The 14,011-nt window shown below is 71.7% G+C and carries 8 protein-coding genes; 5 read left to right on the top strand and 3 right to left on the bottom strand.

Going from position 1 to position 14,011, the window contains the following annotated elements; translation table 11 throughout:
• Positions 1 to 16 precede the first annotated feature (16 nt).
• Positions 17 to 577, top strand: a complete 561-nt coding sequence (locus C1701_RS22410) for a GNAT family N-acetyltransferase (protein ID WP_026418829.1) — start codon at positions 17 to 19, stop codon at positions 575 to 577.
• Here C1701_RS22410 and C1701_RS22405 read toward each other — a convergent pair.
• Positions 559 to 3,867: a UvrD-helicase domain-containing protein gene (locus C1701_RS22405; RefSeq protein ID WP_103056550.1), complete on the bottom strand. Its 3,309-nt coding sequence runs from the start codon at positions 3,865 to 3,867 to the stop codon at positions 559 to 561. The genes C1701_RS22410 and C1701_RS22405 overlap by 19 nt on opposite strands.
• 232 nt (positions 3,868 to 4,099) lie before the next feature.
• Between C1701_RS22405 and C1701_RS22400 the strand changes: the two genes are divergently transcribed.
• Together C1701_RS22400 and secD are read left to right on the top strand one after the other, a co-directional pair.
• Positions 4,100 to 4,543: a hypothetical protein gene (locus tag C1701_RS22400; protein ID WP_026418827.1), complete on the top strand. Its 444-nt coding sequence runs from the start codon at positions 4,100 to 4,102 to the stop codon at positions 4,541 to 4,543.
• A 90-nt stretch (positions 4,544 to 4,633) separates the two neighbouring features.
• The gene (gene secD, locus C1701_RS22395) at positions 4,634 to 6,982 is read left to right on the top strand and encodes a protein translocase subunit SecD (RefSeq protein WP_026418826.1); all 2,349 of its coding nucleotides are present in this window, start codon (positions 4,634 to 4,636) and stop codon (positions 6,980 to 6,982) included.
• Positions 6,983 to 7,036: 54 nt separating this feature from the next.
• Here secD and C1701_RS22390 read toward each other — a convergent pair whose 3' ends face one another.
• Positions 7,037 to 7,645 (bottom strand): TetR/AcrR family transcriptional regulator, encoded by a 609-nt coding sequence (locus C1701_RS22390; protein ID WP_026418825.1) that lies wholly within the window; start codon positions 7,643 to 7,645, stop codon positions 7,037 to 7,039.
• Positions 7,646 to 8,064: 419 nt separating this feature from the next.
• Between C1701_RS22390 and C1701_RS22385 the strand changes: the two genes are divergently transcribed.
• Together C1701_RS22385 and C1701_RS22380 are read left to right on the top strand one after the other, a co-directional pair.
• Positions 8,065 to 12,270, top strand: coding sequence for a PQQ-dependent sugar dehydrogenase (locus tag C1701_RS22385; RefSeq protein WP_337661883.1), 4,206 nt, complete (start codon positions 8,065 to 8,067; stop codon positions 12,268 to 12,270).
• A gap of 109 nt (positions 12,271 to 12,379) precedes the next feature.
• A complete protein-coding gene (locus tag C1701_RS22380; protein ID WP_026418823.1) occupies positions 12,380 to 13,111 on the top strand; it encodes a 3-keto-disaccharide hydrolase in 732 nt (243 codons plus the stop codon).
• Positions 13,112 to 13,169: 58 nt separating this feature from the next.
• Here C1701_RS22380 and C1701_RS22375 read toward each other — a convergent pair whose 3' ends face one another.
• Entirely contained in the window at positions 13,170 to 14,003 is an 834-nt protein-coding gene (locus tag C1701_RS22375) for a phosphotransferase (RefSeq protein WP_103056548.1), read from the bottom strand.
• Positions 14,004 to 14,011 lie beyond the last annotated feature (8 nt).

Below are 14,011 nucleotides of genomic sequence, written 5' to 3'. Positions count from 1 at the left end.
GCGCGAGAATGACGGCATGAGCAGCGTTCCCGCCGGCCCCGCACGGTGGGTCATCCAGCCGCAGGACGTCCGGGCGGCCGAATCGGTGGCCGTGTCGCGCACCTACTATCGGGACATCGTCGACCGCTACTTCCTGGTCCGGCGGGGTCGTCCCGCCACCACCGCCGAATGGGAGACGGCACTCGCCGACGAGCCCAGCGACGACCTCACTCCCCCGCACGGCGAGTTCCTCCTCGCCCGGTGGGCGGGGACGACGGCCGGGTGCGTCGGGGTCCGGGTGCTCGACCCGCTGACCGCGGAACTCACACGCCTGTTCGTCCTGCCCGACCACCGGGGACGGGGCCTGGGCGCGCGGCTGCTCTCGGCCGCGGAGGACGCGGCCCGGGATCTCGGCGCCACCCGGATGAGACTCGACACCCGTGCCGATCTCGTCGAGGCGCGCTCGCTCTACACGAGCCGGGGGTTCCGGGAGATCCCGGCCTACTCGAACGCCCCGTACTCCGACCACTGGTTCGAGAAGAGCCTGGCCGGGGGCGAGGCAGCCCCCGTTCGCGGCGATCAGAGCAGTCGGAGCTGACGCGCCGGCCGGCTGGCCTTCGGGCCAGCCTGCCCGATGCGTTGGTACACCCCACCGTCGAGGGCGGACAGGAAGGGCGAGGGCACCCCTGGCCGGCTGGCGCCGTGGCGGAACCGGTTCGCGGCCGAACTCAGGTAGAGGTGGCGTTGGGCCCGGGTCATGCCCACGAAGAACAGCCGTCGTTCCTCCGCGAGCGCCGCCGGGTCCTGCTCCCCCGGTGGTGTGCCGGGAAGGCGGTGGGGCAACAGCCCGTCCTCACATCCGACGAGGAACACGACGGGGAACTCGAGCCCCTTCGCGGCGTGCAGGGTGAGCAACGCGACCCGGTCGGCCCTCGGGTCGAGCGTGTCGACCTCCACTCCGAGTGCCAGTTCGTCCCGGAAGCGATCCAGGTCCGCCCCGCAGCGTGCGGCCAGTCCTCGCAGCAGGTCGACCGCCGTGTCGAGCAGGACCAGCCGCTCGGCGCGCTCACCCACCGGGACGCGAGCGGCCAGCCGGTCGGCCGCGCGCCGCAGCCGGTCGAGCACGGTCACCGGGCCTCCGCCGCCTGGGGGAGCTGGCGGGACGTACCGCAGTTCGGCCACCAGCTCGGCGACGCCGGGCCGTTCCCGCAACCGGTCGTGCGACCGCTTCTGGAAGGGGACGCCGGCGACGGTGAGCGCCTCGACCACGGCCGAGGCCTGGGCGTCGGTGCGGTAGAGCACCGCGATGTCGGAGAAGCCCAGCCCCTCGTCGCCCTCACCGGAGGCCCGCCCGGAGTCGAGCGAGTGGAACGACGAACCACCGAGGAGGGCATCGATGGTCCTGGCCACGAAGGAGGCCTCGGCGCGCTCGTCCCCGGCCTGGTGCAGGCCGATCCTCGTCGCGGGGAGCGCCGCCGAGGGGAGCAGGGCTCGTCCGGGGACCAGCGTGGTCGGGGCGATCGCCTGGAGCGCCCCGGCGACGATGTGCCGGTTGGAGCGGTAGTTCCTGGTCAGCGACACGGTGTTCGCACCGGGGAAGTCCTCCTGGAACCGGAGGAAGAAGCGCACATCGGCCCCCCGGAAGGAGTAGATGGCCTGGTCCGGATCACCGATCGCGGTCAGGTTCCCCTCGGGGGGCACCAGCGCCCGCAGCAGGCGGTACTGCACCTCGTCGACGTCCTGGTACTCGTCGACCGAGACCCACGGATGCCGGGCACGGACCAGGGAGCGCAGGTCGGCGTCGGACTCCAGCAGCTCGGTGGGCAGGGCGACCAGGTCATCGAGGTCGACGAGGTCGTGGGAGCGCAGCACCCCCAGGTAGCGGGTCGCGAGCTCCACCAGCTCCGGATCCGGCTCCCCGCTGGGCGCGCCGACCTCGGGGGGCGTCCCGGCACCGTCCTCGCCCGGAGTGACGGCGGCGGTGCCCGTCGGCACGCACCCGGACCTCCGGAGACGGGAGAGCTCGCCCAGCACGGCCCGCGCGCCGCGGGCGTCTCCGGTGAGGGTGCCGACCACCTCGAGTCGTCGTTGCTCGGAGGCGACGGCGAAGTCGGGGGTGAGCCCGAACCGCTGCGGGAACTCGCGGAGCAGCCGGAGACCCCACGAGTGGAACGTGGTCACCGCCATGGCGCGGGCCGCGTCGCCGACGAGGTCGGCCAACCGCTCCGCCATCTCCTCGGCAGCCCTCCTGGTGAAGGTGATCGCGAGGACTCGTTCGGGTGGTACGCCCCGCGCGCACAGGTGGGCGATGCGGCGGGTCAGGGTGCGGGTCTTGCCGGTTCCCGGACCGGCGACGATGAGCAGGGGTCCCGCCGGGGCACCGGCGGCGCGGAGCTGGTCCGGGTCCAGCCCCGCCAGTGGGCCGTCGGACTGTTCCGCCGCCACGGGGGTCCCCTCCACGGCGCCGTCCGGCGCGGCGGCGGTGGTCGGCTGCGGGGTCGACGCCCCTCCCCGAACACCGGGGGCCCCGGCGGTGGTCGCCGCGTGGGCTCCACCGGGCACGGTTCCCGGCCTCGCCCGCACGGGGGCGGGGGTCGGCTCGGCGTCGAAGAGGGCGGGGGTGTGCCGTTCCCGGTCGCGCCGGAGCTCGCCGGGTTCGAAGAGCCGGATGACCCCGTACTCGCCGTCGTAGCCACCGTCACGGATCACCTCGCCTCGGCGCAGCCTGGCGATGGCCTCACCGAGCAGGGTCGACCGCGCGGACAGCTCGTCGACGGGCACCTCGTCGAGGATGGCGAGTTCCGGTCCGTACAGGCCGGTGAGTTCCGCGATCTCGCCGAGCACCCGTTTGCTCTTGGGCCCGACGCCGAGCAGTTCCCCCATGATCTCCGGCAGGGGGACCAGGCTCCGGAAGGGCGTCGCCCTCTCCGGCCGGTGCCCGGCCGGCCGGTCGGCGAGCTGGGCGACCCGGTTCGACACGCCGACCATGACGGGCCGACCGCAGACACCGCACGTCCCGCCGTGCTCCCTGGTCTGGTCGGGTGTCCACCGGACCCCGCACTTGCGGTGTCCGTCCAGGTGGTACTTGCCCTCGTCGGGGAAGAACTCGACGGTGCCGGCGAGTCCGTCGCCCGTCTCCATGGCGCGGCGCACCGCGTGGTAGTCCAGTTCGGTGTCGAAGACGGTGGCCTCCCGTCCGAGCATGGGAGGCGAGTGCGCGTCGGAGTTACTGACGAGCTGGAAGCGGTCCAGTCCCGAGACCGTCCAGTTCATGGCGGGATCGCTGGAGAGGCCGGTCTCCAGGGCGAAGACGTGCGGCGCGAGGTCCCGGTAGCACTCGTCCACCGTGTCGAACCCCGACTTGGAGCCCAGCACCGCGAACCAGGGCGTCCACACGTGGGCTGGCACCAGGTAGGCGCCGTCGCCGCTCTCCAGCGCGATCTCCAGCAGGTCCCGCGAGTCCAGGCCCAGGATGGGCCTCCCGTCGGAACCGAGGTTGCCGATCCTGCCCAGCCGGCGGTTGAACTCCTCAGCCGCGGCGAAGTCGGGCATGTACACCAGGTGGTGGACCTTGCGGGTCAGCTCGCCCGCCTTGTAGATGGTGGAGATCTCCACCGACAGCTGGAATCGGACCGGCGAGGAACAGGAGGCCGGCAGGCGGCGGAGGATGTCCCGGTCCAGGTCCGGCCTGATGCGGAAGAGCCCGGGTTCGGCGGGTTCGAGGGTGTCCCGGAGGTGCTCGAACCAGCGAGGATGTGTGAAGTCGCCGGTCCCGACGAGGTGGAGGCCCTTGCGCCGGGCCCACCATGCCAGGTTCTCGAGGTCGCAGTCGCGGCTACAGGCCCGCGAGTACTTGGAATGGATGTGCAGATCGGCGAAGAAGCGCACTGGTGGATCTTGTCATGCCCCGTCATCCACGCGACGGGCGCGTCCGGCGGGAGATCGCTGTCGGTCCCGACTGGTCGCTCCGGGTGATGGCGCGGGCGGTGGCTCGCGAGGGCGTCCCGACCCCAACGGCCGTGCGGTGGACGGCACGCGAAGGGTCCTTCCGGCTTACTGGACACCCCCCGTGGTCCCGATACACTCCGCGCGACCACTGACGGCGACCCAGGGAGCACGCATGAGCGCACGCCCGGGCCGCTTCCTGTCGTGGTCGGGCATGGTGCTCGTGGGTGCGCTGTGCACGCTGGTGGGACTGGCGGCCCCCGCCGCCGCCCGGCCCGGCGCGGGCGGGACCGGCCCGGCCGGCGGCGTGTCGCACGCGCTGCGCGCGGACCCGGCCAACCAGCACGAACGGACCGGCCCTCGCGCGACCCGGACCGGGTCCGGCGGACCGGTGCCCGCCCGCGCCGCGTTCGCCGCGTTCGCCGCGTTCGCCCACCAGGCGGTCGGGGAGACCGGGCCCACCCGTGATCCCGCCGTGCTGGACGGTGGCGCTCCGCTACTGGGTCGGGCTCCGTTCACCGCCCACCTCCCCCGTCTGTCCCCGCCGCGGGTTCCGGCCCGTCCCGGCGCGGACGGCATGAGCACCGGCCGGGGACCGCCCGGGGTGGCACGGCACTGAGGCGTCCGGAGGGACGGCGACCGCCGCCCCCGTCACCCCAGCACGTGGCGACACCAGCCGTCGTGCGCCCACCGCAGTGGAGACCACACCGTGCCACCACCCCGCTCCACCCGCTCGACCCGCTCCTCGGACCAACGTTCGCTCCTCCTCCGAGGACTGCTCGCCCTCCTCGTGCTGCTCGGCGCGGGGACCATGCTGCTCACGACCGAGCCCCGGCTCGGACTCGATCTCCAGGGCGGCACCCAGATCACCCTGGAGGCCGAGGAGGCCCCCGGGGGCACCCTGGACGACGAGACGATGGACCAGACGCTGGAGGTGCTGCGCCGCCGCGTCGACTCCCTCGGAGTGGCCGAACCGAACCTGATCCGGTCCGGCTCCAACCGCATCGTCGTGGAGATGCCGGGCGTCCAGGACCCTGAGGAGGCCCTGGAGACGATCGGCCGGACCGCCCAGTTGACGATCCACCCCGTCGTCGGCCTGGCTCCTCCGGAGGAGTCGACCCCCCCGGAGGGGGACTCCGACCAGGAGCAGACCGGTGAACTGGTGCTGCCCGACGAGAGCGGCCAGCGGCTCCAGCTCGCGCCGGCCGCGATGACCGGTGAGGCCATCAACCGGGCCACCGCCAGGCTGGACGGCCAGCAGGGGCTCGGCTGGCACGTCTCCCTCGACTTCCACGACGGCCGCGGGTGGGCGGACATCACGGGCCAGGCCGCGTGCGCGCCCAACGGTGACCCCGCGCGGCGGGTGGCCATCGTCCTGGACAACGAGATCATCTCCGCTCCCCAGGTGACGCCGGACGTGCGCTGCAACGTCGGTATCACCGGGGGGACCACGCAGATCACCGGTGACTTCACCGAGGAGGAGTCCAACCAGCTGGCCCTGCTGATCAGCGACGGCGCGCTGCCCGTCCAGGTCGAGGTCGTGGAGCAGCGGACCGTCGGCCCCACCCTGGGGCAGGACGCGATCGACGCCAGCGTGATGGCCTCGATCATCGGTGTCGCGCTGACCGGTCTCTTCCTGTTGGTCGTGTACCGGATGGCCGGTCTCATCGCCACCATCGCGCTCGCCGGGTACACGGCGATCGCCTACGGGCTGATGCTCGCGATCGGCGCGACGTTCACCCTCCCCGGGTTGGCGGGTTTCGTTCTCGCCATCGGTATGGCGATGGACGCGAACGTGCTGATCTACGAACGGTCCCGGGAGGAGTACGCGGCGGGAGCGGGCACCAAGTCCCCGGTCCGCCGGATGCAGAACGCCGTGACGGGCGGGTTCCGGGGCGCGCTCACCGCGATCGCGGACTCCAACATCACCACCCTGTTGGCGGCGGCGCTGCTGTTCGCCCTGGCCGCTGGCCCGGTGCGGGGCTTCGGCGTCACCCTCAGCGTCGGTGTCGCGGTCTCGATGTTCAGCGCCTTCGTGCTCAGCCGGGTCCTGCAGCAGCTCACCTTCCGGGGTGTGGTGGCGAGGAAGCCCGCGATCAGCGGTATCGCCAGCATCGGTCGGGTCCGCCAGTGGTTCGAGCGGCGGTCGCCCGACTTCTACCGGCGGCACCGCCGCTGGCTGGTGGGATCGCTGGTCGTGCTGCTCGTCGTGGGCCTCGGGCTGGCCGTGCGCGGGCTCAACCTCGGTGTCGAGTACACCGGTGGCAGGTACCTGGAGTACTCCTCGTCGGAGGAGGTCGATCTCGGCGACGTCCGCTCCGAGCTGGCGGCAGCCGGGTTCCCCGACGCGCAGGTGTCGAGCACCGACGACAACGGCATCTCGGTGCGCACCGTTCCCCTGGACGAGTCCGAGGTCGGCCGGATCGCCGACGCGGTCAGCACGGCGGCCGGCGGTGAGGTGGAACAGCTCAGGTCCGACCTGATCGGCCCCAGCATGGGCAACGAGCTGCGGAACCAGGCGATCCTCGCCTTCCTGTTGGCGGTGCTCGTGCAGGTGATCTACCTGTCCTTCCGCTTCGACTGGCGGCTGGCGGTTGCCGTGATGGCCGGTCTGGCGGCGGACATCCTCTTCCTGCTCGGGTTCTTCGCCTGGACGGGCCGGCTGGTCGACGGCGTGTTCATCGCGTCGATGCTGACGGTGATCGGCTACTCGGTGAACGACTCGGTCGTGGTCTTCGACCGGGTCCGGGAGCTGCGCGCCTCGCACCCGAAGGACCCGTTCTTCCGGGTGGCGGGGCTGGCGATCCTCCAGACGATGCCGAGGACGATCAACACCGGCATCGGTGTGTTCGCGGTGCTCGGCGCGCTGCTCTTCCTGGGCGGTGGCTCACTGGTCGACTTCGCCCTCGCGGTGATCGTCGGCAGCTTCGTCGGGAACGTCACCACGATCACCGTGGCGTCGCCGTTCGCCGTGCTACTCGACACGAGGTGGCCGGGCGCGGCGCGTCCCAAGAAGAAGAAGCGTCGCGACGAGAACAGCACCGGCGCCGTGGTGTGACGGTTCCCCCGGGTCGCGGTGCGCGCCCCGGGGGCGGTGGTTGGCGGGCCCGGTTCACCTCGGTGAGCCGGGCCCGCCGTCACGTTCCGGCCCGTCGCTGATGGCGTCGGTCGGCAGCGGCGCCGGGTCCAGGCCCGCGCCGCGCAGCACGTCGGCGGGCAGCGCGAGCAGCAGCAGGGAGAGCCCCAGCAGGTAGGCGTCGAGGCGGCCGGCCTGGGCCCGGGTCAGGCGCCGGCCCGCGCTCTCGTGCAGGGCGATGGTCGCGTCGGTATTCGCCAGGGCCATCGAACCCAACGCGTCGCGGACGCTGGGCCGGCGGATCGACTCCAGGTAGAGCTCGAGCAACGCGAGGAGCCGGGACCGGCCCACGCCGGTGGAACGCCGCAACATGCCCCGGTACAGGGCGTCGAGCTGGCCGGCGGTCACCGACTCGGGGGTGTGCCTGCGCAGGCTGGCGACGGCGGCCCTGTGGTCCTCCGCCAGGTGGTCGGCGATGGCCGCGAGGAGGGATTCCCTGGAGGGGAAGTAGTTCTTCGTCGTCCCCTCCGGGACGCGCGCCTCACGATCCACCGCCCGATGTGTCAGCCCTCGCCCACCGACGGCGGCCAGCACCTCGATCGCGGCCTCCGCCAGCAGCTCCCGGCGTTCCCCACGTCGCCCCATACCGGGTTCAGCTCCCGTCGGTCGTCCTCGCCCGGAAGATACCCGCACGCCGGGCGGGCCCGAGGTACCCGGAGGACCCGCACGTGTCGCGAACCGATCGGCCGAGTGACCGGGGTCGGCGATTTTCCTTTGTTCGCGCAATGGACGAACCCGAAAGGAGAACAATCCGCCGAACCCGAATCGTCTAATTCCACGGATCACCGAGCCCGCGAACCACGCACAGTGACGGAATTGAGAGACCCGCCCTCACTCACATGGCAGAGGATCGCCACTTCCATAGCACAGCAATGGGCGAAAATTAACCCCGTGCTTTTTCCCACCGGGACTCCTAGCATTCACCCCGCGAGGGCGGAAGGGTGTTCTCCGTGGCGGCGGGGAGAACACACCCCTGGCTGTGCCCTGTCTGGAAAGGACGAAGCATGTCATTGTCACGCCGCCGTGCGGTGACCGCGTTCGCCGCGGCCGCGCTGCTGCTCCCGCTCGCCGGTCCGCCGGCAGCGGCCCAACCGGACGATCCCGACGACGCCGTCCACGTCAGCTCGACGGCGACGCTCCGGCCGTACGCGGCCGTCGACGGGGACTTCGAGAAGATCCAGCTCACCGAGGACGTCGGGGAGCCGATGGCCCTGGCCGTGGCACCGGACGGCCGGGTGCTCATGACCGACCGCCGGGGCACCATCAAGATCTTCGACCCCAACTCGTACAACGTGACGACCGCCGGCCACATCGAGGTCTACGCCGGTGAGGAGGACGGGCTCCAGGGCATCGCCCTCGATCCGGACTTCGAGGACAACGGCTGGGTGTACACCTACTACGCCCCGCCGGACCCGCAACCGCGCAACGTCCTCTCCCGCTTCCAACTGGACGGCAACACCCTCGACCTCGCCAGCGAGCAGGTCATCCTGGAGGTGCCGACCCAGCGGGACCTGTGCTGCCACGTCGGTGGCGACATCGACTTCGACGCGGAGGGCAACCTCTACCTCTCCACCGGGGACAACACCAACTCCTGGGCGTCCGACGGGTACACCCCGATCGACGAGCGGGAGGGACGGGAACCCTTCGACGCGCAGCGCTCCTCCGGCAACACCAACGACCTGCGCGGCAAGCTGCTGCGGATCACGGTCCAGGACGACGGCGGGTACACCATCCCCGAGGGCAACCTCTTCGAGGAGGGGACCGAGGGGACACGCCCGGAGATCTACTACATGGGCCTGCGCAACCCCTTCCGCTTCAGCGTCGACCAGGAGACCGGGCGGATCTTCCTCGGCGTCGTGGGCCCGGACGCGCGGGACGCGCACCCGGAACGCGGTCCGGAGGCCTTCGACGAGGTCTACCTGATGGACGGGCCCGGCAACGGCGGCTGGCCGTACTGCATGGGGAACAACACCCCCTACGTGGACTACGACTTCACCAACGGTCAGTCGGGTGAGACCTTCGACTGCGCCAACCTGGTCAACGACTCGCCGAACAACACGGGCCTCGCCGAGCTCCCCCCGGCCACGGCGGCGGACGTCTGGTACTCCTACGGCTGCTCGGACGAATTCCCCGAGCTGCCCTGCGAGGGCGGCAATACCGCCATGGGCGGCCCCGTCTACCGCTACGACCCCGACCTCGAGTCGAACACGAAGTTCCCCGAGTCCTTCGACGGCGCCCACTTCTTCTACGAATACTCCCGCAATTTCGTCGCCGACGTCCGGTTCGACGAGTCCGGCGAGTACGAGTCGATGACGCCGTTCCTCGAGGAGCTCGACTTCAACCAGCCGATGGACATGGAGTTCGGGCCGGAGGGCTCGCTCTACGTCCTCGAGTACGGCGGTGGGTTCTTCACGCCGGGCACCTACGCCGGCCTGTACCGCATCGACCACACCCAGGGCGTCCAGTCGCCGGCCGTGGAGCTGAGCGTCGACCAGACCTCCGGTGAGGCCCCGCTGCCGGTGTCCTTCGACGCCAGCCGGAGCACGGATCCCAACGGCGGTGAGCTGACCTTCGCCTGGGACTTCGAGGGTGACGGCGTGGACGACGCCGAGGGGCCGACCGCGCGGCACACCTACGCCGAGAACGGCATCTACCACGCCAAGCTGACGGTCAGCAACACCGCCGGTCGCGAGACGGTGCAACGCATCACGATCACCATCGGCAACAACGCGCCCGACGTCCGCTTCTCGACGCCTCCCGACGGCAGCATGTTCGACTGGGAGGACCAGATCGCGTACCGCGTCGAGGTCGACGACGTCGAGGACGGGTCGATCGGCGACGGCATCTCCTGCACGGAGGTGACCACGCAGACGGCGCTCGGGCACGACACGCACGCCCACCCGCAGGACAACTTCCAGAACTGCCAGGGCGTGTTCTCCCCCGAGTCCGGCTCGCACAGCGGTGACGCGAACCTGTTCTGGGTGGCGCGGACCAGCTACTCGGACCGGGGTTCGGAAGGCGTGGGCTCGACGACGAGCGAGCAGGAGATCATCCTCCAGCCCAAGACCAAGCAGGCGCAGCACTTCTCCTCGTCCGAGGGGATCAGCGTCGGCGACCGGGAGGGCGCCGAGGGCGGTCAGGTCGTCACCGAGATCGACCCGGGCGACTGGATCTCCTACCGCCCGATGAACCTGCTCAACATCGACGGGGTCAACCTGCGGGTCGCCACCGGTGACGCGGAGGGTGCCGTCGAGCTGCGCCTCGGCGCGCCGGACGGGGAGCTGGTCGCGACGCTGCCGGTGCCCTCGGGCGACGGCGAGTTCGTCGACCTCGACCCGGTGGAACTGACCGACCCCGGGGGCACGCACGAACTGTTCCTCGTCTTCGCGGGAGAGGGCTCGAACCTGTTCGACCTCGACCACATCTCGTTCCAGGGCCTCGGGGCGGCCGGACCTCGGCACGTCGAGGCCGTGGGTGACGTCGACCGCGGCCCGGCACCGCTGGACGTGGCCTTCACCGCGGAGGGCGAGGCGCTGCCGGAGGGCTCGTCCTTCGAGTGGGACTTCGGCGACGGTGCCACCGCGTCCGGGGATGCCGTGGAGCACACCTACACCGAGACCGGTGAGCACACGGCGACGGTGACGGTCACCGACCCGGACGGGGTGGTGCGGGCGACCGACACCGTGGAGGTGACCGTGCACGACGCGGTCACGGGAACGCTGGACGTCGACCCCGCCGAGGCCGAGCTGACCACCGACGACACCCACACGGTGACCGCGACGGTCAGCGAGGAGGCCCGCGACGCGGAGGTCACCCTGGAGGTCTACCGGCGGTCCCCGGCCAGCCCCCTCCCCCCGGGGCAGGACGAGGGGGTCCCCCACCTGCTGGTGGAACGCACGGTGGGCACACCGGACGAGGACGGCACCGTCACCCTGGACTACGCGAGCACGGTCACCTCGGAGGAGAGGGTGGTGGCCTGCCTCGGCTACGGGGGCGGCTGCGTCCGGGGCGGGGACACCCTCGTGACCGGTGGCGCGGACGGCACCGACATCCTGAACCTGCGCACCGACCTGTCCACGGCCACGGCGGCCGCCAGCTGGCAGGTGGTGGCCGACGAGGACGGCTTCCTCAACCTCTACGACGGGAAGAGCCTCGCCGGTTGGGAGCAGTTGGGCGGCGGCGGGTTCACCGTCGACGAGGACGGCACGCTGCGCCCGCACGGCCCCCGGGGCATCCTCTGGTACGCCGAACGGGAGTTCGACGACTACGTGCTGGAGGCCGAGTACGAGACCTACAGCGTCAGCGCGAACTCGGGTCTCTACCAGCGTTTCCCCGACCCTCGGGGCGACCTCTCGGTGCCCTCGGACCAGGGCTACGAGGTGGCGATCCTCGACCGGGTCGACGACGCCATCAACCGGACCGGCTCCATCAACGGCTACATGGCGGCGAAGTACCTGACCGCCAATCCGCCGTACGGGGGTTGGAACACCTTCGAGATCGAGGTGGTCGACCAGCAGTACACGGTGACGCTGAACGACCGGATCGTCACCGAGTACACCGGTGACGGCAGCCGGGGGCTGAGCGGTCACATCGGCGTCGAGAACGCCGACTCGCAGCTGCGCTTCCGGAACCTGCGGATCAAGCCGTTGGGTGAGGACGAGCAGCCGCCCGGCGCCCCGGCCATCACCGCGGCGTTGGACCCGGCCGAGCCCAACGGTGACCCGCACGGCGACTGGGAGGGCACCTACCACTCCCCCGTCACCGCCACCCTCTCCGTGGAGGAGGGCGGCGAGGGCACCGAGATCGAGTACCGGTGGGGTGACGGCGACTGGAGCACCTACTCCGAACCGTTGACCAGCGAGGAGGAGGGCGAACACGTCCTGGGCTACCGCTCGCGGACGGCGGGGGGCGCGGTGTCGGCGGAGGCGGAGCTCTCCTTCGTGATCCGCCACGACGCCTGCCCCGGCTCGGATCTCCGGGAGACCGTCCACGCCGGCCAGGACAGCGGCGTCCCCAACCGGGTCAGGGATGACGGGTGCACCGTCAACGACCTGGTGGACGAGACGAGGGAGTGGTCGGGCCACGCCGTGTTCGTCGCCCACGTCCGCCAGCTGACCGCCGACCTCGCGGCGGAGGGGCTGCTCGACACCGCGGAACGGGCCCGGGTCATCCACGCCGCGGTCTCGTCCGACATCGGTCGACGCGACTGATCGCACCGACCGACCAGCTCGGACGGCCCTCGGTCCGGAGGGGGGCGGCGCGTGCCGCCCCCCCCCCCCCTCCGGCACCCCATGCCGACAACACGGAGAAGGGAACGTCATGCGCGCACTCATCTCGGCCGTCGTCGCCGGCCTCGCCCTGGTGACCCCCGGTGTCCTCGCCGGACCCACCCCGACCTCCTCGGACCCCTCCACCCAGGACACCCCGGTTCCGGAAGCGGCGGAAGCCTCGGCGCGGGACGTGCCCCGTGCCCTGCGCTGCGCGGGCCTGCCCGGCGGCCTGCCCGGGCACGGCATCACCCGCCTGTGGGACGGTGAGACGCTGGAGGGCTGGTCGCAGGCCGGTCCGGGCGGCTTCGACGTCGTGGACGGCACGCTCCAGACCCGGGACGGGATGGGTCTGCTGTGGTATGACCGCGCCCCGTTCGGCGACTACACCCTGTTCCTCGACTGGAGGGTGACGGCCGAGACCGACAACTCCGGTGTCTTCCTGCGCTTCCCCGACCCGGGTGACGACCCCTGGGTCGCCGTCGACCACGGGTACGAGGTGCAGATCAACGACAACCCCGGCGGCGACCCGCAGAAGACGGGAGCGATCTACAACCAGCAGGACGCCACCTCCCACCCGTCCAGGCCGGTCGGCGAGTGGAACCGGTACGCGCTGCGCGTCGAGGGCGAGCGCTACCGGGTCTACCTCAACGGAGAGCTGGTGAACGACTTCACCAGTGACGACCCGGACCGGGGGACCGTCGGGCACATCGGGCTCCAGAACCACGACCCGGACACCCGGACGCAGTTCCGCGACATCTGGCTGGTCGAGTCCTGCCGCTGATCGGGCGCCGCCGAGCGGGCTGACCCGGGGCGGGAGCTGACCTGGCGGGGGACGCCGCTCACGCGAGGAGCGCCCTCCGCCAGGTCTCGACGCGTGCGGCGGCGAACCCGGCCTCCGCCGCCCAGTACGGCCCGTGGCCCTCGGCGTACATCCGCGCCCAGGGCTGCCGGCCGTGCCGCCACCCCTCCCGGAGGAGTTCGGCCATCGATCTCACCCGCTCGACCACCAGGCCGGCCAGGAGCTCCCGTTCCGGGCCGGTGGCGCCGTACCCGTCCACCACCAGCCGCAGCCGCCGCTCGGTACCGCCCGGTTCCCACGCGCCGTCCCCGCTCAACGGGACGAAACCCCGCAGGGCGTAGGCGAGGTCCCAGAGCCGGTCACCGGGCGCGGCGGCGTCCCAGTCGATCAGGTACCACTCGTCGCCGTGGACCAGCACGTTGTAGGGCGCCAGGTCCTGGTGGGCGATGATCTCGTTCCCCGCGTGCGGGTACAGCACCTGCCAGCGCGCGTCGACTGGTGGCACGAAGTCGGCGACCGCGTCGTGCAGATCGCGGATCATCGCGCCGACGCGGTGGGCGGCGGAGTCGGTGGCGAAGGCGGAGAGACCTGCGGGGAACGGGTTGTCCCCGGGCAGGTAGCGCAGGACGGACCGCCCCCGCTCGTCGACCCCCAGCGGTTCGGGCACCCACGACAGGCCTCGATCACGCAGGTGAGCCAGCAGGGCCAGTACCGCCGGGGTCCACGGCCTCCCCGGCCGACGCACGGTGTCCCCGACCCGCACCACCTGTCCGGCGTCGGCGTTCCCGCCCGGCAACGGTTCCTCCACGGTGCCCTCCCGCTCCCTCGACGGGGGAGGGCGGCCCGACGCGAGGAGCACCGGAGCGGCCGTCATCCCGTTCG

Source organism: Actinoalloteichus sp. AHMU CJ021 (assembly GCF_002895405.1).
GTDB classification, from domain to species: Bacteria; Actinomycetota; Actinomycetes; order Mycobacteriales; family Pseudonocardiaceae; genus Actinoalloteichus_B; species Actinoalloteichus_B caeruleus.
Note: the sequence above shows the minus strand (reverse complement) of the source record. Positions and strands in the feature narration are given on the sequence as shown.